Origin of the sequence: Streptomyces sp. NPDC020489, assembly GCF_044386545.1 — a bacterium.
Lineage (GTDB): Bacteria > Actinomycetota > Actinomycetes > Streptomycetales > Streptomycetaceae > Streptomyces.
Genome location: NZ_JBIRUZ010000020.1, coordinates 147,569 through 167,682, shown reverse-complemented (window position 1 = coordinate 167,682; position 20,114 = coordinate 147,569). Strand labels below are relative to the sequence as shown.

Annotated in this window: 21 protein-coding genes and 1 pseudogene; 10 read left to right on the top strand and 12 right to left on the bottom strand. The window is 69.8% G+C overall.

Annotation, left to right across the window (positions count from 1 at the left end; all coding sequences use genetic code 11):
* Both ACH41F_RS38265 and ACH41F_RS38260 read left to right on the top strand, forming a co-directional pair.
* Positions 1 to 1,712: pseudogene (locus tag ACH41F_RS38265) on the top strand (hypothetical protein); the annotation flags it as partial.
* 69 nt (positions 1,713 to 1,781) lie between these two features.
* Positions 1,782 to 2,030: a hypothetical protein gene (locus ACH41F_RS38260; protein WP_391241864.1), complete on the top strand. Its 249-nt coding sequence runs from the start codon at positions 1,782 to 1,784 to the stop codon at positions 2,028 to 2,030.
* Positions 2,031 to 2,714: 684 nt separating this feature from the next.
* On the opposite strand, the gene ACH41F_RS38255 is transcribed toward ACH41F_RS38260, so the two are convergent.
* The 5 genes from ACH41F_RS38255 to ACH41F_RS38235 form a co-directional block, all read right to left on the bottom strand.
* Positions 2,715 to 3,143: a hypothetical protein gene (locus ACH41F_RS38255; protein ID WP_391241862.1), complete on the bottom strand. Its 429-nt coding sequence runs from the start codon at positions 3,141 to 3,143 to the stop codon at positions 2,715 to 2,717.
* Between the two features lie 55 nt (positions 3,144 to 3,198).
* A complete protein-coding gene (locus ACH41F_RS38250) occupies positions 3,199 to 3,594 on the bottom strand; it encodes a hypothetical protein (protein ID WP_391241859.1) in 396 nt (131 codons plus the stop codon).
* Positions 3,595 to 3,641: 47 nt separating this feature from the next.
* Positions 3,642 to 4,271 (bottom strand): hypothetical protein, encoded by a 630-nt coding sequence (locus ACH41F_RS38245; RefSeq protein WP_398839591.1) that lies wholly within the window; start codon positions 4,269 to 4,271, stop codon positions 3,642 to 3,644.
* 138 nt (positions 4,272 to 4,409) lie between these two features.
* Positions 4,410 to 4,781 carry a transposase gene (locus tag ACH41F_RS38240; RefSeq protein ID WP_398839590.1) on the bottom strand — a complete coding sequence of 124 codons (372 nt, stop codon included), beginning with the start codon at positions 4,779 to 4,781 and terminating at the stop codon, positions 4,410 to 4,412.
* Positions 4,782 to 4,896: 115 nt separating this feature from the next.
* Positions 4,897 to 7,212 (bottom strand): transglycosylase domain-containing protein, encoded by a 2,316-nt coding sequence (locus tag ACH41F_RS38235; RefSeq protein WP_391241851.1) that lies wholly within the window; start codon positions 7,210 to 7,212, stop codon positions 4,897 to 4,899.
* 474 nt (positions 7,213 to 7,686) lie between these two features.
* On the opposite strand from ACH41F_RS38235, the gene wblA reads away from it, so the two are divergent.
* Positions 7,687 to 8,025: a transcriptional regulator WblA gene (gene wblA / locus ACH41F_RS38230; protein WP_391241848.1), complete on the top strand. Its 339-nt coding sequence runs from the start codon at positions 7,687 to 7,689 to the stop codon at positions 8,023 to 8,025.
* A 306-nt stretch (positions 8,026 to 8,331) separates the two neighbouring features.
* Here the strand turns inward: wblA and ACH41F_RS38225 are convergent, their stop codons facing one another.
* Complete coding sequence (locus tag ACH41F_RS38225) at positions 8,332 to 9,651, bottom strand: ArsA-related P-loop ATPase (RefSeq protein ID WP_391241845.1); 1,320 nt, start codon at positions 9,649 to 9,651, stop codon at positions 8,332 to 8,334.
* Entirely contained in the window at positions 9,648 to 10,625 is a 978-nt protein-coding gene (locus ACH41F_RS38220; protein WP_391241841.1) for an ArsA-related P-loop ATPase, read from the bottom strand. Before ACH41F_RS38220 ends, ACH41F_RS38225 begins: the two co-directional genes overlap by 4 nt.
* Before the next feature lie 129 nt (positions 10,626 to 10,754).
* Here ACH41F_RS38220 and ACH41F_RS38215 point away from each other — a divergent pair, with 129 nt between their 5' ends.
* The 4 genes from ACH41F_RS38215 to ACH41F_RS38200 all read left to right on the top strand — a co-directional run bounded on the left by ACH41F_RS38215 (position 10,755) and on the right by ACH41F_RS38200 (position 13,174).
* The gene (locus ACH41F_RS38215) at positions 10,755 to 10,913 is read left to right on the top strand and encodes a DUF4177 domain-containing protein (RefSeq protein ID WP_003967454.1); all 159 of its coding nucleotides are present in this window, start codon (positions 10,755 to 10,757) and stop codon (positions 10,911 to 10,913) included.
* Positions 10,910 to 11,377 (top strand): Atu1372/SO_1960 family protein, encoded by a 468-nt coding sequence (locus ACH41F_RS38210; RefSeq protein WP_391241839.1) that lies wholly within the window; start codon positions 10,910 to 10,912, stop codon positions 11,375 to 11,377. Before ACH41F_RS38215 ends, ACH41F_RS38210 begins: the two co-directional genes overlap by 4 nt.
* 65 nt (positions 11,378 to 11,442) lie before the next feature.
* Entirely contained in the window at positions 11,443 to 12,312 is an 870-nt protein-coding gene (locus tag ACH41F_RS38205) for an NUDIX hydrolase (RefSeq protein ID WP_398839589.1), read from the top strand.
* A 31-nt stretch (positions 12,313 to 12,343) separates the two neighbouring features.
* Entirely contained in the window at positions 12,344 to 13,174 is an 831-nt protein-coding gene (locus ACH41F_RS38200; RefSeq protein ID WP_391241833.1) for an MBL fold metallo-hydrolase, read from the top strand.
* Between the two features lie 78 nt (positions 13,175 to 13,252).
* On the opposite strand, the gene ACH41F_RS38195 is transcribed toward ACH41F_RS38200, so the two are convergent.
* Positions 13,253 to 14,086, bottom strand: coding sequence for a nucleotidyltransferase domain-containing protein (locus ACH41F_RS38195; RefSeq protein ID WP_398839588.1), 834 nt, complete (start codon positions 14,084 to 14,086; stop codon positions 13,253 to 13,255).
* A 160-nt stretch (positions 14,087 to 14,246) separates the two neighbouring features.
* Positions 14,247 to 14,921: a Crp/Fnr family transcriptional regulator gene (locus tag ACH41F_RS38190; RefSeq protein WP_058924095.1), complete on the bottom strand. Its 675-nt coding sequence runs from the start codon at positions 14,919 to 14,921 to the stop codon at positions 14,247 to 14,249.
* A 276-nt stretch (positions 14,922 to 15,197) separates the two neighbouring features.
* On the opposite strand from ACH41F_RS38190, the gene nth reads away from it, so the two are divergent.
* The 3 genes from nth to ACH41F_RS38175 all read left to right on the top strand — a co-directional run bounded on the left by nth (position 15,198) and on the right by ACH41F_RS38175 (position 18,309).
* A complete protein-coding gene (nth, locus tag ACH41F_RS38185; RefSeq protein ID WP_398839587.1) occupies positions 15,198 to 16,298 on the top strand; it encodes an endonuclease III in 1,101 nt (366 codons plus the stop codon).
* 73 nt (positions 16,299 to 16,371) lie between these two features.
* Complete coding sequence (locus ACH41F_RS38180; protein WP_391241824.1) at positions 16,372 to 17,061, top strand: NUDIX domain-containing protein; 690 nt, start codon at positions 16,372 to 16,374, stop codon at positions 17,059 to 17,061.
* Positions 17,062 to 17,109: 48 nt separating this feature from the next.
* The gene (locus ACH41F_RS38175; RefSeq protein WP_391241820.1) at positions 17,110 to 18,309 is read left to right on the top strand and encodes a MarP family serine protease; all 1,200 of its coding nucleotides are present in this window, start codon (positions 17,110 to 17,112) and stop codon (positions 18,307 to 18,309) included.
* Between the two features lie 13 nt (positions 18,310 to 18,322).
* Here the strand turns inward: ACH41F_RS38175 and ACH41F_RS38170 are convergent, their stop codons facing one another.
* The 3 genes from ACH41F_RS38170 to ACH41F_RS38160 all read right to left on the bottom strand — a co-directional run bounded on the left by ACH41F_RS38170 (position 18,323) and on the right by ACH41F_RS38160 (position 20,046).
* Positions 18,323 to 18,505, bottom strand: a complete 183-nt coding sequence (locus tag ACH41F_RS38170) for a hypothetical protein (protein ID WP_391241817.1) — start codon at positions 18,503 to 18,505, stop codon at positions 18,323 to 18,325.
* A gap of 129 nt (positions 18,506 to 18,634) precedes the next feature.
* A complete protein-coding gene (locus tag ACH41F_RS38165; RefSeq protein WP_391241814.1) occupies positions 18,635 to 19,561 on the bottom strand; it encodes an alpha/beta fold hydrolase in 927 nt (308 codons plus the stop codon).
* Positions 19,558 to 20,046, bottom strand: a complete 489-nt coding sequence (locus ACH41F_RS38160; RefSeq protein ID WP_391241811.1) for a phage holin family protein — start codon at positions 20,044 to 20,046, stop codon at positions 19,558 to 19,560. The genes ACH41F_RS38165 and ACH41F_RS38160 overlap by 4 nt, the downstream gene beginning before the upstream one ends.
* Positions 20,047 to 20,114: the final 68 nt, after the last annotated feature.

Sequence of the window (20,114 nt, the reverse complement as noted above, 5' to 3'; positions counted from 1 at the left end):
CCCCCGACGGCCAGACGATCATCGGCACATGGCCCGCGAAAGTGGACCTGCACCAACTCGGCGCCGGCTTCGGCGGCCACTTCTACTTCGGCCACACCCGGCAGAACGACGCCAAGGGCCAGCGCCTGAAGATGACGGCCACCTGGAAGCTGAACCAGGCGGTCAACGGCGCGGCCAAGATCTGGGTGCACCTGCCCGACCACGGGGCGCAGACGAAGTACGCGGAGTACAAGGTGGCCACGAAGTACGGCACCAGGACCCGTGTGGTCTCCCAGCCCGGCACCGGCAACCGCTGGGTGTCCATCGGCGCCTTCATGTTCGACGCCGCACCGGTCGTGAACCTGTCCACGATCACCAGGGACGGCACCGGCGACGCGGACATCGCTTTCGACGCGGTCGCCGTTCAGCCGATCAGCGGTCGGTACGTCAAGGACACCGTCGAGGCGATCGCGTTCTTCGACGAGGACCAGAACGTCGACACCGACCCGGCGAGCACCATGTTCTTCAACACGCCGTTCAAGGACAGGCAGTCCCTCTACGACTGGGGGACCAAGACCTCCCAGGCCGTGCTCGACCTGCCCACGTGCATCGACAGCCCGTCCACGGGGTGTGTGAAGCCCGAGATCAAGGCCGCCATGGGCACCTGGAACACCTGGGTCAGGGAATCGGGCACGCACCCGACCGAGCATCCGGACGGCAAGAGCGTCCCCGCCTGGATGCACTACTCCAACCGCTACCAGGACCGTCCCGGCGGCACCAAGCCGTCGTACTTCGACACCAACGACAGCACCTACAAGATCAAGAGCAAGGCCACAGTGAGCTACATCGCCGCCGACGACGGCACGGTGATCGAGGGCAGCGAGGAAGTCGCCTACGACTCCCGAACCGCGGACACGCACCTGCCCGACTTCGTGATGGACACCTTCAAAGCCATCCAGAAGGACTACGGCATCGCGCCGCCCGATCTGAACTACTCGACCGTCGATCTCAACGAACACGACGGACGCACGGTCACCACGGACACCAACTCGACGGGGATCATCCCGGGCCGCGCGTACGCGCCCGTCGGACACAAGCCCGAGATCACCAACACCAGCGGGTACGCCGCCTCCGGCGCCAACGGCAAGTGTGTCGCCGCCACCTATACCGCCGGCGGCTCCATCGGTTACCGGCCGATGCTGGGGGTCTCCAAGGTGGACTCCGAGGTCGCGGCGTGGCGGGACCGGGCCTCGGCGTCGGGCACGGTGGTGCCCTCGGCCGTGCGGTCTCTGATGGGCGAGATCTACAACGCCTTCTTCAAGACCGGCGTCACGGGATCGATCTTCACCCAGTCGCCGCCGATCTGGCAGGAGCTCAACTTCGTCTCCTGCTCCGACGGCAAGATCCGCAAGCGGTACAGCGAGAACTCCGGCAGCGCGATCCTGCGTTCCAGCTTCATGCCGAACCAGTACCTCTACCGCAATGGCGAGTCGATGAAGCTGGACGGGGAGATGGTCCTGTCGTCCGAGCCGGTCATCACCGGTGACTTCAAGGCCTTCAGCCGGGTCGCGGCCGTCAGCGGCAACGACACACCCTACGGATACTGCGACCAGCTCTCCGGGCACGGTGGCAATCCCTGGGGCATCGACCTCTCCGACGGACCGGGGGTGAACCGGGCGGGCAAGACCTGCTTCGACCTGTCGAGCGGGGATTCCGACTACAACGTGGGGTGATGCGAGACTGACCCGGGAGGGGGTGTTTCCCCGCCCCCTCCCGGGTGCCCTGCCTAGGAGCGCAACGACATGGTCCTGATATCGATCGCCTTCCTCGTCGTCTGGGTGGTGTTCTCGCTCCTCGGTTTCTGGAAGCTCGGCGACCCCAGACGCCAGATCGTGTTCTCAGGGACCTTGCTCGTCATCGCCGCCGGGGTCACCCTCGGCGTGCTGCGCAGTGTTCCGCTCGGGGCGGCCGTCTTCGGTATCGGCGTCATCGCGGCGCTGGTGCGCCTCTCGCGTGCCTGGCGGCACCTTCCCGTCAACCGTCCGCACTGACGCGGCGGTGCCCCTCCGCGACCTTTGCGGGCCGGGCGGCGGCAGCAGACCGAGGGCCTGGGCACGCGCCCCCAGAGCCACGCGCCCGACTACTTCGAGGCGATCCATGAGGCGCTGCACTCTGCGCTGCACCGTGCGGTGGCCCATTCCCAAGCGCCGCCCTATGGATGCGTCATTGAGTCCCGCATAGAGGAAATTCAGAATTCTTCGGTCATCAACGTCGATGTACGGCGTTTCGGTGCTCCCATCAGATTCCGGCGTACTGGCCAACGTAGCCCTCCCCCGCGTCGATTCTGCGTCGACCGCGTGGCCAGTTTAGGAAGTGCCACAGGCAACGGACAGCTGAATAAACCCGGCCAAGCGGACGTAGGGGCACGGCAAAGATCCCGGACCGGACTTCGAGTGGCGCAATTACGTCGGACCAAATGTCAGGTTTGTGCATCTGATCAACTTTGTGCGTCTCCTGGGAATGCCGGGTTTCTGCGTCAGGGCGAGCATCGGCATCCAGGCGAGGAAACCTGGTCCGGTGCGAGGGAGACGATCTCCAGCCAGATCCGGTGCTGTGCGGTGTCGTGGAGGTGGCGTAGTCCGCGGTCGGCCGGACACGGAGAAGGGGCCCGGCCGCGCCGGGCCCCTTCTCCGTGTCAGCTCTCCGTGTCAGCTCTCCGTGTCAGCGACGCACGGTCATCCGCAGTGGACCCTCTTGAGGCTCCTGCCGGCCCACAGGCCGCCGATGTCCTCGCCCCCGCCGACGTCGATGCAGTGCCCGTTGGTCGAGGTCACCGAGACCGGTCCCGCGTAGTACTTGTACGCACCGGAGTCGAGCTTGGTGTTGCTGCTGCCGGATATGTTGATGCCGACTTCCATGTAGTGGAGATCGCCGTAGTACTTCTTCGCCACCAGCACGGCACAGTTCGTTCCGCCGTTCGCCGAGGAGTAGTACAGGCGCAGCTGCGCCCACACCTCTCCCGTCGCGGGTGAGTTGTACGTGTCGACGAGGCTCCCCGCACAGCCGTACTCGGCGGCCGCCTCAGTGGCGGCGAAGGCGCCGGGGGCGGTCGCCATGCTGAGGCCGGTGACCGACAGGGCGAGGGCGGCCGAGGTCGCGAGCATTCTGCGCATGGTCAATCACACTTCCGTTCTGGTGGGAGGGTGCGAACGACGTGGGTCAGGCCACGCCATGGCAGTTCATGACGACGTTGGAACCGAAGTCGATGCCGCCCGTGACGGTGCCGTCCCAGTCGCCGAGCCAGGCATTGATGACGACGCTGGTTCCCTCGGCGATGTCGAGGTTGACGTCGCGTACGCCGGAGTCCGCGCCGTTCCTGTTCCAGTAGAAGTAGTGGCCGTCGCCGTAGATCTCGATTCCGCCGATGGCGGAGTGGCCGTCGGCGAAGATGTCGTCGACCAGGAGATGCTCGCCGCGCGCCTGGAACGTGGCCTTGGCGCCGCCGTTGTCGGAGTAGTCGGTGCAGTTCGACTCGGCCTCGGCGGTCGCCGTCATGCCGATGCTGAGCGCCGCCATGATCGGAAGTACGGCCGCGGCGCGTGCGATCTTGCGCATGGGGTTACTCCTTCGTGTTCTCGTGGTGGATCCGTCGGATTCTGGGTTCAGTCCCGGTGGCAGGAGGCCGAGATCACGAGCCGCGGCCTCAGGTCCGCCGAGAAGGGGGTGCCGGCCGAGGGGGTCTGCTCGCAGACCTCGTAGGACCAACTGCGCTCTGTGGAGACGGCTTTGCCGGACACGTCCACGTGTATGTGCTGCGGTGCGTGGCCCGCCAGGACGAGCTGCTCGGTGGCCTTGCGGAGCCGGGTGCCGACGACGTCGGGCGTCGCGTCGGCTTTCGCTCCGGCTTTAGCTTCGGCGCCGATCTTGTGGGGGCATGTCTCGGAATTCCGGACCGCGAAGAGGACCACCGCGCTGAGGTTCGGTTTCTCTTTTTCGAAGCAGACCTTGAATTTCTTCGCGTACGCCGGACTCACATATCGTCCCAGGCTTGTCGCATCGCGGAGCGAGAAACCTTTGCGCTGGTCTGCCGTTTTTCTCATGGCAACGTCGAGCGGGCCCTTGGCGGGGCGGGCGAGGGATTCTTTTTGAGTGCTCGCCGCGACCGGCCCCCTGCCTTCTTCGTCGGCGTTTCCCGAGCCGCATGCGGTGGCGCCGGCCAGAATTGCCAGAGCGGCTGCCGTGCCTGCCGAAAAGGCGGTCGTTCGCCTCTTGGAGATGTTCGGCGATCCCATGGAAATCCCTCCTCCCCTCATGCGCTTGATGGTCAGTGGATCATCAAGGCAATTGAGGGGTCAAGGGATTGGGGGGTGCCCGAGTTGGGGGATTGCTGAGTAATTCGGTGTCTTCGTGTCCGTCTCGCGTGGCGGCTTTTATGAGGGCCGAACCGGGTCTTCTCCGGCCCGCGATGCCGCCGCGTTCACGATCGCGGTGGCCCAGTCGGTGTCACCCGCTCTCACCAGCCCGCCCCGCACCGCGGTCCGGTGCAGCCGCCGCCACACCCCGGCCCGCGTCCAGGCGATGAACCGGCGATGCGCGGTCGCCGTCGAGACCCCGAGCCAGGGCGGCAGCAGCCGCCAGGCGCATCCACTGGTCAGCACGTACACCACCGCCGTGAACACCGCGCGCTCGTCGACGGGAGCCGTGCCCCCGCCCTGTCTGCGGGGTGCGAACACCGGCAGCAACGGCTCCGTCAGGGCCCACAACTCGTCGGAGACCAGTCGTCGGGAGAGATCGCCAGCCATGCGCACCATCGTCGTCGGCGCCACATGAGACAGCGAGGGGCCGACCCAAGTTGACGCAATCACGCCAGCCTTGAATCGGCCCCGGTGTCCTCAGCGGCCTGCTCGGCCGGACCCGTTACCCGCGTCCGCCGCCGTTGCCGTTGTTCCCCTGGAACAGCCCCTCCGGGATCGAGAAGGTCGGGTCCGGGAAGGTGCCGCCGTCCGTGCCGCCGTTGTCCGAGCCGCCGTTGGAGCCGCCGTCACCGTCGCCGTTGTCCCCGTCTCCGTTGCCGTTCCCGTTGCCGTTCCCGTCCTCATTTCCGTCCCCGTCCCCGTCCCCGTTGCCGTCACCGTTCCCGTCGCCGCGGTCCGGGTTGTCGTTGGGGAGTTGGACGAAGTTGAACGGCGGGGAGTCCTTGCCCGCGAGGGCGCCGGTCATGGCGTCCTTCCAGATCGGGCCCGGGACCCTGCCGCCGTAGACGAGGTCGTTGTACTCGCCGCCGATGTAGATGTTCTTCATCTCCACCTTCTGGGTGGCGCTGCCCACCCAGACGGCGCCCGACAGGTTCGGCGTGTAGCCGACGAACCAGGCGTTCTTGCGGGAGTCCGTCGTACCCGTCTTACCGGCGTTGTCGCGGTCGGAGAGGCCCGCCGCCGTGCCGGTACCGGAGTCGACCACGCCCTTGAGGAGCTGGTTGATGGTGTCCGCCGTCGTCTCGGACATGGCGCGCGAGCAGGTCGACTTGGGCACCTCCAGCGACTTCTGCTGCTGGCCGACCTTCTGCGTGATCGACTCGATGGCGACCGGCGTGCAGTACATGCCGCGGGCGGCGAAGGCGGCGTACGCGGTCGCCATCGTCAGCGGGGAGATGCCCCTGGAGCCCAGCGCGATCGCGGGCACCTCGGGCAGCTTGTCACCGTTGCCCTGCACGACCTGGAGCTTGTTGGTCATGTTGACCACGGGGCACAGGCCGATGTCGGAGATCATCTGCACGAAGTAGGTGTTGACCGACAGCTCCATCGCCTTGCGCAGGCGGTAGGGGCCCTTCTCCGACTCCGACTCGTTCTCCAGCGTCTCGTGGTTGGTGTTGACCCACGGCTTGCTGTCACAGGTCTGGACGGGGCTCGGGTACTCCATCTGGTACGGCGACGAGTACTCCTGGTTGGCCGGCCGGCCCTCCTCCAGCGCGGCCGCCGCGACGAACGGCTTGAACGTCGAACCGGTCGGGAAGCCGTAGTTGGAGCCGCCCATGCCGTAGCCGACCGAGTAGTTGATCACCGTCTCGTGCTGCTCGGCGTTGGTGCCGTACGGCTTCGACTGGCCCATCGCCACGATCTTGCCGGTGCCGGGCTCGACGAGCGTGGCCGCGGCGGCGACCTTGTCGCTCTTGTAGACGTGGTCCTTCAGCGACTTCTTGACGGAGTCCTGGGCCTGCGGGTCGAGCGTCGTACGGACGGTCAGGCCGCCCTGGTTCCAGATCTTGGCCCGGGCCTCCTTGGTCTTGCCGAAGACCGGGTCGCGCAGGAAGACGTTGCGCACGTAGTCACAGAAGAAGCCGGCGTTGTCGACCGCGGTGATGCAGCCGTTCTTGGGCCGGCTGACCTTCAGGTCGATCTTCTCCTCCTGGGCCTTGGCGGCCTCCGCGCGGGAGATGTCGCCGACCTCGGCCATGCGCTGGAGCACGGTGTTGCGCCGCTTGGTGGCCTCGGCCTCGTCGTTGATCGGGTCGTAGCGGCTCGGCGACTGGACGATGCCGGCGAGCAGCGCGGACTGGGCGAGGGTGAGGTCCTTGGCGGACTTGGAGAAGTAGCGCTGGGCGGCGGCCTCGACGCCGTAGGCCTGCTGGCCGAAGAACGTGATGTTCAGGTAGTTCTCGAGGATCTTCTTCTTGCCGAGCTCCTCCTCGACCTGGATCGCGTACTTCAGCTCCTTGATCTTGCGGCCGAGGGTCTGCTGGGTGGCCTGCGCGACCTTCGTCGGGTCGTCGCCCGCCTCCTCGACGAAGACGTTCTTCACGTACTGCTGGGTGAGCGTGGACGCGCCCTCGGCGACCCCGCCGCTCTGCGCGTTCTTGTTGAGCGCGCGCAGCACGCCCTTGAGGTCCACCGCGCCGTGCTGGTAGAAGCGCGAGTCCTCGATCGCGACGATCGCCTTCTGCATGTACGGCGAGATGTCCTTGAGCTCGACCACCGTGCGGTCGCGCGAGTACACCGTGGCGATGGTGCCGCCCTTGGCGTCCAGGATCGTGGTGCGCTGGCTCAGCGGCGGCGTCTTGAGGTTGGCCGGGAGCTCGTCGAAGCTCTCCACCGATCCCTTGGCGGCGAGTCCGAGCGCACCGAAGGCCGGCAGCGCGATGCCTGCCAGCACCGCACCCGCGAGCACGCTGACACCGAGGAACTTGGCGGCCTGCTGGGTGGGGGACAGGCCTCCACCGGAGCGCTTCTTCGACATGGGGGCAGCCTAATCCGTACTCATGAACGTTCGACGGGTCCCTGGGGCCGTTTCGAGCGCATGGCGAAGTGAGCGCCTACCTTCTCATTCGCCGGACACGCGCGCAGGCCTTGGCCTAAGCTGCTCTCAACTGTCACAGCAGTGCGGCTACGTATCAATACGTCCGGCGACCCCGAATCGTTCCGGAGGTTCCCCGATTTTCTGAGGGGGGCGTGCCCGAATCCGCCTTGTGTGTCACCTGGTGCCCGTTGTGACTCAACTGAACTGTCCCGCTTTGCCGGGATGATCACGCATGTCGCAGGCTCACTCCCCCGGGTGATCTGCCGCTTACGCATAGTCCGTTCGGGCCATTCAAGATTGGGCCCGAAGGGGGTGTTGCGCTGTGCCCACCTTCCGTAACGTCCTCAACTGGCGGCGGTGAATATGCCGCTGCCGCCGTGGGGGAGCCTCGATTCGGGAGAGGACGGCGCCGGTATGGGCTGGGTAGTCGACTGGAGTGCGCAGGCGGCCTGCCGCACTACCGATCCGGATGAACTGTTCGTTCAAGGAGCAGCGCAGAACAGGGCCAAGGCGGTGTGCACCGGATGCCCGGTGCGCACGGAGTGCCTCGCAGACGCGCTCGACAACCGCGTCGAGTTCGGCGTGTGGGGAGGAATGACCGAGCGGGAGCGCCGCGCACTGCTGCGCAGGCGGCCCACCGTGACCTCCTGGCGCCGGCTTTTGGAGACCGCGCGTACGGAGTACGAGCGAGGGGTCGGCATCCTGCCCCTCGACGATGACGAGGTGTACGAGAACTATGCGGCGGTGAGCTGAGGACGAGGCCCCTCGGGGTCCCTCCCTCGGCTCGACCATCGCTGGCTCCAGCGCGGTCTGCGATCTCGGTCGAGGCGCCGTTCAGGCCGCCCCGATCTCGCAGGCGGCCCGGTCGCGGGCGTGCGTGGTCTCGAGCATGCGTGGTCTCGGGCATTTGTGGTCTCGGGCGCGCGCAGTGTCAGGCGCCCGTGGCGTCAGGCGCTCGCCGTGGCACGCGCCCGTGGTGTCAGGCGCTCGCAGTGGCACGCGTCCGCAGGGTCAGGCGCCCCTGGTGTCAGGCGGGCGCAGGGTGACGCGCCCGCGCTGTCACGCGTCCGTGGTCTCGGGCAGCTCCGGGTGGCCGGCGGCGAGCCGGGTACCGATGTCCCGCAGCCCCGTGAGGTCGTGGACGTCGCCGGGCAGCGCGGCCACCTCCGCCACCGCCACCTCCGGGTGGAGCGCGGTGAAGCGGTCACGCGTGCGCTGCTCGCGGGAGAGCAGCCGCATACGCTCGGCATGCAGCCTCAGCAGGCCTGCGGTGAGGTGGTCGACGGTCGGGTCCGAAGCGGAGGCGGCGGCGGGGGAGCCTGCGGCGGAAGCCGGATCGGACGAGGGGGAACCTGAACTGCCGTCTGGGTCGGGAGAGTTACGAACTCCAGCTTTCCCGCCCTCCTGATCGACAATGCGAGGCTCCTCAAGATTTTCCGCCGCGGCGAGTGCCCGCTCGGCTGACAGCCGGGCGGCACCGCTGCCGTGGACCCGGTTGAGCACCAGCCCCGCGAGCGGCATGTCCTCGGCGGCCAGCCGCTTCACGAAGTACGCGGCCTCCCGCAACGCGTCCCGCTCCGGCGCCGCGACCACCAGGAACGCCGTGCCGGGCGCCTGGAGCAGCTTGTAGGTCGCGTCCGCGCGGGTGCGGAAACCGCCGAACATCGAGTCCATGGCCGACACGAACGTCTGGACGTCCTTCAGGAGCTGCCCGCCGAGCAGCTTGCCGAGGGTGCCCGTCATCATCGACATCCCGACGTTCAGGAACTTCATCCCCGCGCGCCCGCCGAGCTTGGCCGGGGCGGTGAGCAGCCGGATCAGCTTGCCGTCGAGGAAGGACCCCAGGCGCTTGGGCGCGTCCAGGAAGTCCAGCGCCGACCGGGACGGCGGGGTGTCGACGACGATGAGGTCCCACTCGTCGCGGGCCCGCAGCTGGCCCAGCTTCTCCATCGCCATGTACTCCTGCGTGCCCGCGAAGCCCGCCGAGAGCGACTGGTAGAAGGGGTTGTTGAGGATCGCGGAGGCCCGCTCGGGGTCCGCGTGCGCCTCGACGATCTCGTCGAAGGTGCGCTTCATGTCGAGCATCATCGCGTGCAGCTCGCCGTCGCCCTCGACGCCCTTCACCCGGCGCGGGGTGTTGTCCAGGGAGTCGATGCCCATGGACTGGGCGAGTCGGCGGGCCGGGTCGATGGTGAGCACGACCACCTTGCGGCCGCGCTCCGCCGCCCTCAGGCCCAGTGCCGCCGCGGTCGTGGTCTTGCCGACGCCGCCCGAGCCGCAGCACACCACGATGCGGGTCGCCGGGTCGTCGAGCAGCGGGTCGAGGTCGAGCACGCGCGCGGGGGAGAGGCGGTGGGGCCGTTCCTGGTCCGCGCTCATGAGACTCCCTGCTTCCGCAGTTCCGTGGCCAGTTCGTACAGACCCGCCAGGTCCATGCCCTCGGCGAGCAGCGGCAGTTCGTGCAGCGGCAGGTCCAGCTCGCCGAGGACCGCGCGCTGTTCGTGCTCCAGCTCGAACCGCTCGGCGTACTCCTCGGCCTGCGCCAGGAGCGGGTCCACCAGCCGCTCGGCATGCCCCCCGCGCCGCGCCCCGCCGAGTCCGGCGGCCGACAGCGCCTGCGCGAAGGAGGAACGTGTGGTGCCCCGTACGAGTTCCAGCTCGGCCGCGTCCAACACCTCCGGGCGCACCATGTTCACGATGACCCGCCCCACCGGCAGCTTCGCCGCCCGCAGCTCGGCGATGCCGTCCGCGGTCTCCTGGACGGGCATCTCCTCCAGCAGCGTCACCAGGTGCACGGCCGTCTCCGGCGACTTCAGCACCCGCATGACGGCCTGCGCCTGATTGTGTATCGGCCCTATCTTCGCCAGGCCCGCCACCTCGTCGTTGACGTTCAGGAAGCGGGTGATGCGTCCGGTGGGGGGCGCGTCCATCACGACGTAGTCGTAGGCGAACCGGCCCGACTTCTCCTTGCGGCGCACCGCCTCGCACGCCTTGCCGGTCAGCAGGACGTCCCGGAGACCCGGCGCGATGGTGGTGGCGAAGTCGATGGCGCCGAGCTTCTTCAGGGCGCGGCCGGCTCCACCGAGCTTGTAGAACATCTGGAGGTAGTCCAGAAGGGCCAGTTCGGGGTCGATGGCGAGGGCGTACACCTCCCCGCCGCCGGGAGCGACCGCGATCTTGCGTTCCTCATAGGGCAATGCCTCCGTCTCGAAGAGCTGTGCGATGCCCTGGCGGCCCTCGACCTCGACGAGAAGCGCGCGCTTCCCCTCGGTGGCCAGAGCCAGCGCGAGGGCCGCGGCCACCGTCGTCTTACCGGTTCCGCCCTTGCCACTGACGACCTGGAGCCTGCTCACGTATTCGAGCGTAACCAGTCGGTGCGTCCCGCAAGCGTCAGGCTGTGGATAACGCGCTTTTCCCCAGGGGCCGGGCACCGGACCCCCAGGGGCGGGGCCGGTGCCCGGCCAGCGGCTAAAGTCGGCCGCATGACCAAGTGGGAATACGCAACCGTGCCGCTGCTCGTCCATGCCACGAAGCAGATTCTGGACACCTGGGGCGAGGACGGCTGGGAGCTCGTCCAGGTCGTGCCCGGGCCGAACAACCCCGAGCAGCTGGTGGCCTACCTCAAGCGGGAGAAGGCGTGAGCGCGGTCGAGGCGAAGCTCGCCGAGCTCGGGCTGACGCTGCCGGAGGTCGTGCCGCCGCTGGCCGCGTACCAGCCGGCCGTGCGGTCGGGCGTGTACGTGTACACCTCCGGCCAGCTGCCGATGGTCGAGGGCAAGCTCCCGGTCACCGGCAAGGTGGGCGCGGAGGTCACCCCGGAGGAGGCCAAGGAGCTGGCACGCACGTGTGCCCTGAACGCGCTGGCGGCCGTCAAGTCGGTCGCCGGTGACCTCGACCGCGTCAAGCGCGTGGTGAAGGTCGTGGGCTTCGTGGCGTCGGCGTCGGACTTCACCGGCCAGCCGGGTGTCGTCAACGGCGCGAGCGAGCTGCTCGGCGAGGTCCTCGGCGACAAGGGCGTCCACGCGCGCAGCGCGGTCGGCGTTGCGGTGCTGCCGCTGGACGCGCCGGTGGAGGTCGAGGTCCAGGTGGAGCTGACCGGCGAGTAGCCGATGGGTGGCCCCACCACCGGTCACCTCTCGAACATTCGCGCACCACGGGATAGCCTCCGCCCATGGCGAATGGGCAGTGGTTTCCGCAGGACTGGCCGGAACGCATCCGGGCGCTCGCCGACGGCACGCTCACCCCGGTCGTCCCCCGGCGCGCGGCGACCGTGATGCTCCTGAAGGACACCGACGCCGGTCCCGTCGTGCACATGCTGCGCAGACGCGCCTCCATGGCCTTCGCCGGAGGCGCGTACGCGTACCCGGGCGGCGGGGTGGACCCCCGGGACGACGACCACCAGATCCGGTGGGCAGGGCCCACGCGCGCGTGGTGGGCCGAGCGGCTCGGCGTCGACGAGGCGGCGGCCCAGGCGATCGTCTGCGCGGCCGTACGCGAGACCTACGAGGAGGCGGGCGTGCTGCTCGCCGGCCCCACCCCCGACTCGGTGGTCGGCGACACCACGGGCGCGGACTGGGAGGCGGACCGCGAGGCCCTGGTGGCCCGGGAGCTGTCCTTCGCCGAGTTCCTGGACCGCCGCGGCCTGGTCCTGCGCTCGGACCTGCTCGGCGCCTGGACCCGCTGGATCACCCCCGAGTTCGAGTCCCGCCGCTACGACACCTGGTTCTTCGTCGCCGCCCTCCCCGAGGGCCAGCGCACCCGCAACGCCTCCACGGAGGCCGATCGCACGGTGTGGATCCGACCGGCGGACGCGGCGGCGTCGTACGACAAGGGCGAGCTGCTGATGATGCCGCCCACCATCGCGACCCTGCGCCAGCTGACGCCGTACGGCACGGCCGGCGCCGCGCTCACCGCGGCCCCCGACCGCGACCTGACCCCCGTACTGGCCCGGGCCCATCTCGACGGTGACCGGATCGAGCTGTCCTGGCCGGGGCACGACGAGTTCACCAAGCACATCCCGACCGGTGGAGCCCCCGCATGACGGCCCGGTCGACGCTGGAAGGAATCCCCGCATGACCGACGCAGCGGCCCTTCCCGGCCGGCCACGCGGCGGGGTCCTCTCCGGCCCCGCCACCGCGCGGGCGGTCAACGTCCTGGCGCCCAACGCGTCCGCGATGACCCTGGACGGCACCAACACCTGGATCCTCGCCGAGCCCGACTCCGACCTGGCCGTCGTGGTCGACCCGGGGCCCCTGGACGAGGGACACCTGCGCACCGTGGTCGACACCGCCGAGCGGGCGGGCCGGCGGGTCGCCCTGACGCTGCTGACGCACGGTCACCCGGACCACGCCGAGGGCGCCGCCCGCTTCGCCGAGCTGACCGGCACGAAGGTGCGGGCCCTGGACCCGGCGCTGCGGCTCGGCGACGAGGGGCTGGCCGCCGGGGACGTGATCCGGGTGGGCGGCCTGGAGCTGAGGGTCGTGCCGACGCCCGGGCACACCTCGGACTCCCTGTGCTTCCATCTCCCGGCCGATCAGGCGGTCCTGACGGGCGACACGGTCCTGGGGCGCGGCACGACGGTCGTGGCGCACCCCGACGGCCGCCTGGGCGACTATCTGGACTCCCTGCGGCGCCTGCGGTCCCTCTCGGTCGACGACGGCGTCCACACGGTCCTGCCGGGCCACGGGCCCGTCCTGGAGGACGCCCAGGGGGTGGTGGAGTTCTACCTCGCCCACCGCGCCCACCGGCTGGCCCAGGTGGAGACGGCCGTGGAGGACGGCTTCCGGACGCCGGGCGAGGTCGTCGCGCACGTGTACGCGGACGTGGACCGTTCCCTGTGGCCGGCGGCGGAACTGTCGGTACGGGCCCAGCTGGAGTACCTGGAGGAGCACGGGCTGATCTAAGCCCTGCCGTCACCTTGCCGCCGGGCACGCGCGCCCGCGCCCGGGAGGGCGGGACGCCTTGACGCCGAGCACGCGCGCCTATGCGGGGCGGGGTGCCTTGACGCCGAGCACGCGCGCGTACTCCTCCGCCAGCCATGGTCCGAGATCGTCGACGTACGACAGGAGCACCCGCCGGTCCCCGACCGGCTCGTACCCGCGCACCGCGGCTGCCCGCAGCTCGTCCGCCCGCTCCGGGTAGTAGGAGCCGAACGCCTCCGCCATCTCGGTCAGATCGCTCGTCCAGCCGTTCCAGCGCGGCATGACGAGGGTGAAGCCGGTGCGGACGAGGTGGCGGGACATGAAGCGGACGAGGGGCCGCAGGGCCGTCTCCGTGTCCGCGGTCCCGGAGATCCGCTCGCGCCAGCGCGGCAGCAGCAGGGCGAGGTCCCCGTTGGTCTCCCGCGCGAGCCGCGTGTCGGGGCGGTAGCGCGGCAGGTACTCGGCGAGGTCGTCGCCGAGCAGCGGGGTGCACAGGCAGGCCACGAACCAGCCCAGGTCGTACGTCTCCGGCTCGCTCAGCAGCCGCGCCCGGCTGTACAGCAGCGTCCCGGCCCCGTCGATCTCCGGGAACTCCGCGTCCAGCGCCATGTCGAGGGCCCGCGCCGCCTCCCGGTCGGTGTCCGTGGGCTCCGCGTGCAGGGCGACCAGCAGGTCCAGGTCGCTGCGGCCCACGCGTGCGGTGCCGCGCGGGACCGACCCGTAGAGGTACGCGCTGTGCAGCCGCGCCCCGAACACCTCCAGCAACCGGTCCCGCGCCGCGGCGACCAGGGGGCGGAAGGCGTGCGGCACGCGCGCGAGGGAGCCTTCGCGTTCGAGGTAGCCCTGGGCGTCGAGGCCTGGGGAGCGTTCCTTGGAGCCCGTCGAGTCAGCCATGGGGCAACTGTGCCGACCTCGGCCCGTCCGGCGTTCGAGGACGAGGCCCGTGCGGGGCCGAAAGGAGGCTCGGGGTGCTGCTCCCGGGGGACGGCCACACAGCACAGGGCCCCCTCTCGGGGAGAGGGGGCCCTGAAGGTCGTACGGACGGGATCGGGCGTCAGCGGGACCGCTTGGCCAGCCGCTCCACGTCCAGCAGGATCACCGCGCGCGCCTCCAGGCGGAGCCAGCCGCGCTGGGCGAAGTCGGCGAGGGCCTTGTTGACCGTCTCGCGGGAGGCGCCGACCAGCTGGGCCAGCTCTTCCTGCGTGAGGTCGTGGACGACGTGGATGCCCTCCTCGGACTGCACGCCGAAGCGGCGCGAGAGGTCGAGCAGCGCGCGGGCGACACGGCCGGGGACGTCCGAGAAGACGAGGTCGGACATCTGGTCGTTGGTCTTGCGCAGCCGGCGCGCGACGGCGCGCAGCAGGGCGCCGGCGACCTCGGGGCGGACGTTCAGCCAGGGCTGGAGGTCGCCGTGGCCGAGGCCGAGCAGCTTGACCTCGGTCAGCGCGGTGGCCGTCGCCGTGCGCGGGCCGGGGTCGAACAGGGACAGCTCGCCGATGAGTTCCCCGGGGCCGACGACGGCGAGCATGTTCTCGCGGCCGTCGGGGGAGGTGCGGTGGAGCTTGACCTTGCCCTCGGTGACGACGTAGAGCCGGTCGCCGGGGTCGCCCTCGTGGAAGAGGGAGTCGCCACGCGCGAGGGTCACCTCACTCATGGAGGCGCGCAGCTCCGCGGCCTGCTCGTCGTCGAGAGCCGCGAAGAGCGGGTTGCGCCGGAGGACGTCGTCCACGAGTTCTCTCCTTGTCGACCTGCTCAGGGGATCTTGTTCCCCCTTGGTACCAGGGGACCGTGTTCCCCGTTTTGCCGGACGGTCCAAACAGTGTGATCTGTCACAAGGATGCCGCACACCTGTCCCGGGGTAAGCGGCAGGGGTCCAATCGGGGGCCGATCTTCGGGGCCCGGGGCGATTGTCGGTGCCGGGCCCTAGGCTGGCCGGGTGTCCAAATCGCCGGTGAGAGCACAGGCCGAGGGGGCTGGGCGGGTGGTTGTACGTCGCGATTCCGCTGTGGGCGAACAGGACCCCGGTGGCGGAAAGAAAACGGCAAAAGTGACAAAGAAGGCTGCGGTGAAAAAGGCTCCCGCGGTGGTGAAGCAGGCTGCCGAGAAGAAGGTCCCGGTGAAGAGGACGGTGGCGAGAAAGGGCCCGGCCGAGGACGCCGAGGCCGACGCCGTGAAGCCGGTGGCCAAGGACGCCGATGCCGTGAAGCCCGCGGCCAAGACCGCCGCGGTAAAGCCTGTGAAGGCCGCGAAAGCTGTGAAGCCCGCGAAGGCCGAAAAGCCCGCGAAGGCCGGGAAGGCCGTGCAGCCCCGGACGTCTGAGAAGCCCGCGAAGGCCGAGTCGCCCACCGCCCTGGTCCGGCGTGCCCGGCGGATCAACCGTGAGCTCGCGGAGGTGTATCCGTACGCCCACCCCGAGCTGGACTTCGACAACCCCTTCCAACTCGTCGTCGCCACGGTGCTGTCCGCCCAGACCACCGACCTGAGGGTCAATCAGACGACCCCGCAGCTCTTCGCCAAGTACCCCACCCCCGAGGACCTGGCCGCGGCCAATCCGGAGGAGGTCGAGGAGATCCTGCGCCCGACCGGGTTCTTCCGGGCCAAGACCAAGTCGGTCATAGGGCTGTCGAAGGCCCTGGTGGAGGAGTTCGGTGGCGAGGTCCCCGGCCGGCTCGAAGACCTCGTGAAGCTGCCCGGCGTCGGCCGCAAGACCGCGTTCGTCGTCCTCGGCAACGCCTTCGGGCGGCCCGGCATCACCGTGGACACCCACTTCCAGCGGCTGGTGCGCCGGTGGCGGTGGACCGCCGAGACCGACCCCGACAAGATCGAGGCCGCGATCGGCGCGCTGTTCCCGAAGAGCGACTGGACGGACCTCTCGCACCACGTCATCTGGCACGGCCGCCGCATCTGCCACGCCCGCAAGCCCGCCTGCGGCGCCTGTCCCATCGCCCCGCTCTGCCCGGCGTACGGCGAGGGCGAGACGGACCCGGAGAAGGCGGCGAAGCTCCTCAAGTACGAGAAGGGCGGTTTCCCGGGGCAGCGGCTCAACCCGCCGCAGGCGTATCTGGACGCGGGCGGCAAACCCGCGCCGCCGCTGGGGGCCGTATGACACGCCGTGGGGCAGGGGCCCAGGAACGATCTCGGGGCCGCGGGGCGTTGGACTGGCGAGGACGGGGGTGGCGATGACGCGCGCGAGCGACACGCAGGGCGTGGTCCTGAGCACAGAGGGTCTGCCGCAGTGGCTGGACCCGGTGGTGCGGGCCGTCGAGACGGTCGAGCCGGTGCAGTTGAGCAGGTTCCTGCCGCCGGCGAACGGGGCGGGGCGGAAGTCGGCCGTGCTGATCCTGTTCGGCGAGGGCGAGCGGGGCCCCGAGCTGCTGCTCATGGAGCGGGCCAGCTCGCTGCGGTCCCACGCCGGGCAGCCCTCCTTCCCCGGCGGCGCCCTCGACCCGGAGGACGGCGACCCCGAGGGTGACGGGCCGCTCAGGGCCGCCCTGCGGGAGGCCGAGGAGGAGACCGGCCTCGACCCGGCGGGCGTCCAGCTCTTCGGGGTCCTGCCCAAGCTGTACATCCCGGTCAGCGGCTTCGTCGTGACCTCGGTCCTCGGCTGGTGGCGGGAGCCGAGCCCGGTCGGGGTGGTCGACCCCAACGAGACGGCGAGGGTCTTCACGGTCCCCGTGGTGGATCTCACGAATCCCGACAACCGGGCCACCGCCGTGCACCCCAGCGGCCACCGAGGTCCGGCATTCCTGGTCGAATCGGCCCTGGTCTGGGGTTTCACGGCCGGCATCATCGACCGTCTGCTGCACTACTCGGGATGGGAGCGCCCCTGGGACCGGGAGAAGCAGGTCCCGCTCGACTGGCGGTCATGACAGGGTGTCTGCCGTGTTGTGTCGTGTGATGAGGCGAGGCCTGAACCGGTGAACGTGCTGGACATCCTGTTGCTGGTCGCCGCCGTGTGGTTCGCGATCGTCGGCTACCGCCAGGGCTTCGTCGTCGGCATCCTGTCGGTGATCGGCTTCATGGGGGGCGGCCTGGTCGCGGTCTACCTGCTGCCGGTCGCCTGGGACGTGCTGACCGACAACGCGGAGGTCAGCACGACCGCCGCGGTGGTCGCGGTCGTCGTCGTCATCGTCTGCGCCTCCGTCGGCCAGGCCCTGACCACCCATCTCGGCAACAAGCTCCGCCGGTACATCACCTGGTCCCCGGCCCGCGCCCTGGACGCCACCGGCGGCGCCCTCGTCAACGTCGTCGCGATGCTCCTGGTGGCGTGGCTGATCGGCTCCGCCCTCGCCGGCACCACCCTGCCCACGGTGGGCAAGGAGGTCCGTAGCTCCAAGGTGCTCCTCGGCGTCGCACGGGCCCTGCCCGAGCAGGCGAACACCTGGTTCGCGGACTTCTCCTCGATCCTCGCGCAGAACGGCTTCCCGCAGGTCTTCAGCCCGTTCTCCAACGAGCCGATCAACGAGGTCCAGCCGCCCGACCCGGCCCTGGCGAACAGCCCGGTCGCCGGCCGCGCCAAGCGATCCATCGTCAAGGTCATGGGCACCGCCCAGAGTTGCGGCAAGGTCCTCGAGGGCACCGGTTTCGTCTTCGGCGAGCGCCGCGTCATGACCAACGCGCACGTCGTGGGCGGCGTCGACGAACCCACCGTCCAGATCGGCGGCGAGGGCCAGAAGTACGACGCGACGGTCGTCCTGTACGACTGGCAGCGCGACATCGCCGTCCTTGACGTCCCCGACCTGGACGCGCCGGCGCTCAAGTTCACGTCCACGGACGCCAGGAGCGGCGACGACGCGATCATCGCGGGGTTCCCGGAGAACGGCGCGTACGACGTCCGGGCCGCGCGGGTGCGCAGCCGCATCCCGGCCAACGGTCCGGACATCTACCACCGCGGCACCGTGCACCGTGATGTGTACTCCCTCTACGCGACCGTCCGCCAGGGCAACTCCGGCGGCCCGCTGCTCACCCCCGAGGGGGAGGTGTACGGCGTGGTCTTCGCGAAGTCCCTGGACAACGCCCAGACCGGGTACGCGCTGACCGCGGACGAGATCCAGGAGGACATCGACAAGGGCCGTACCGCGAACCAGCAGGTGGACAGCGACAGCTGCGCGCTGTGAGGGTGGCGGGGCGTCAGCCTCGGGGGTGACGCAGGCGCACCGAGACCCAGCGGGCCCGACGACGCAGGATGTGCGGAATGCCCACGCGGAGGACCGTGCCCGGCAGGTGCGGGGCCCCTCCTCGCTGGTGGGGGCTCAGGCCGTTGCCCGAGCGGCGGTTGCGTACCACGTCACTGTAGTCGTGCGTCCAGCCCATACCCGGACGTGTGCCCCTGCCCCAAGGTCGATAATCGCCCCCAGGGCCCCCAATTGGCCTATGCGCCGGGCAATTGGCTGTTCGTAGGACAGGTGTTCAGTTCCGGGGTGCCGGGGCGCGCCCGCGCGGTCACCGATCGGGTTCGGGGTCCTTCAGCCAGTTGATGAGTTCGGTGCTGAAAGCGACCGGATCCTCCTCATGGGGGAAGTGCCCGAGACCGTCGAACAGCCGCCAGCGGTACGGCGCTTCGACGTACTCGCCGGAGCCGGCCGCGCTGCGCGTCCGCAGCACCGGGTCGAGCGAGCCGTGCAGATGCAGCGTGGGCACCCGCACCGGCCGCTTCATGCGCCGGTTGAACTGGATGCCGTCCGGGCGGGCCAGCGAGCGCACCATCCAGCGGTACGGCTCGATCGAGCAGTGCGCGGTCGACGGGATGCACATCGCGCGGCGGTACGTCTCCACCGCGTCGTCGTCCGGCAGCACCGGGCCGGACCAGTCCCGCATCAGCCGGGCGACCAGCGCGCCGTCGTCCGCGGTGAGCTGGCGTTCCGGTACCCAGGGGCGCTGGAAGCCCCAGATGTAGGACCCGGCGCGCGTCTGCTTGAGGTCGGAGAGCATCGCCGAGCGCCAGCGCCGGGGATGGGGCATCGAGGCCACCGCGAGCCGTCGTACGAGCTTGGGGCGCATCGCGGCCGCCGTCCACGCCAGGTATCCGCCCAGGTCGTGGCCGACCAGCGCGGCGTCCGGCTCGCCGAGCGAGCGGATCACGCCGGTGATGTCGAGGGCGAGGTTGGCCGGGTCGTAGCCGCGCGGGGTCCGGTCGCTGCCGCCGACGCCCCTGAGGTCCATGGCGACGGCCCGGAACCCGGCGTCGGCGAGCGCGGGCAGCTGGTGCCGCCACGTCCACCAGAACTGCGGAAAGCCGTGCAGCAGCAGGACCAGCGGCCCGTCGCCCATCTCCGCGATGTGGAAGCGCGCGCCGTTGGCGGCCACCTCGCGATGGGTCCAGGGCCCGTCCGGTCGTACTACTGAGGCAGGCGTGGCGGGGTCGGTCATGACGATGAGCGTGCCACAGCCTCGATGGCCTCCGGGACACGGTTGTGGGCCAGCTCGGGCCGCGGGTGCGGCTTGGCGTTCTGCAAGACGCCCGCCGTCTTCTTCATCGACGCGGCCGTCTTCTGCGCGCCGCCGCCGTTCTTCGCCTTCTTCGCGAAGACCACGCCGATCAGCGCGAGCAGGCCCGCGACGAGGACGTTGGCGGCGAAGGACAGCAGGAAGCAGACCGCGAGGTTCCAGTCGCTCCAGGTCCGGATGGCGTACGCGAGGGCGAAGTTCAGCATCGGCAGCGAGAACACCAGCACGGCGCCGGCCACCATGAACGCGCCGCCGCTCGTGGCGCCGCGCTTCACGTCCCGCTTGAGCTGGGCTTTCGCCAGCGCGATCTCGTCGTGCACCAGCGCGGACATCTCGGTCGTCGCCGAGGCGAACAACTGGCCGATGCTGCGTTCGGCGCCGACCGGGCTGCCGTCGGGTGCGCTCATCGCGTTCTCCCTGAATCTGCCGTGTGCCTGACTGGGAAATCTCCGGGTACGGAGAAAACTTTTGTACC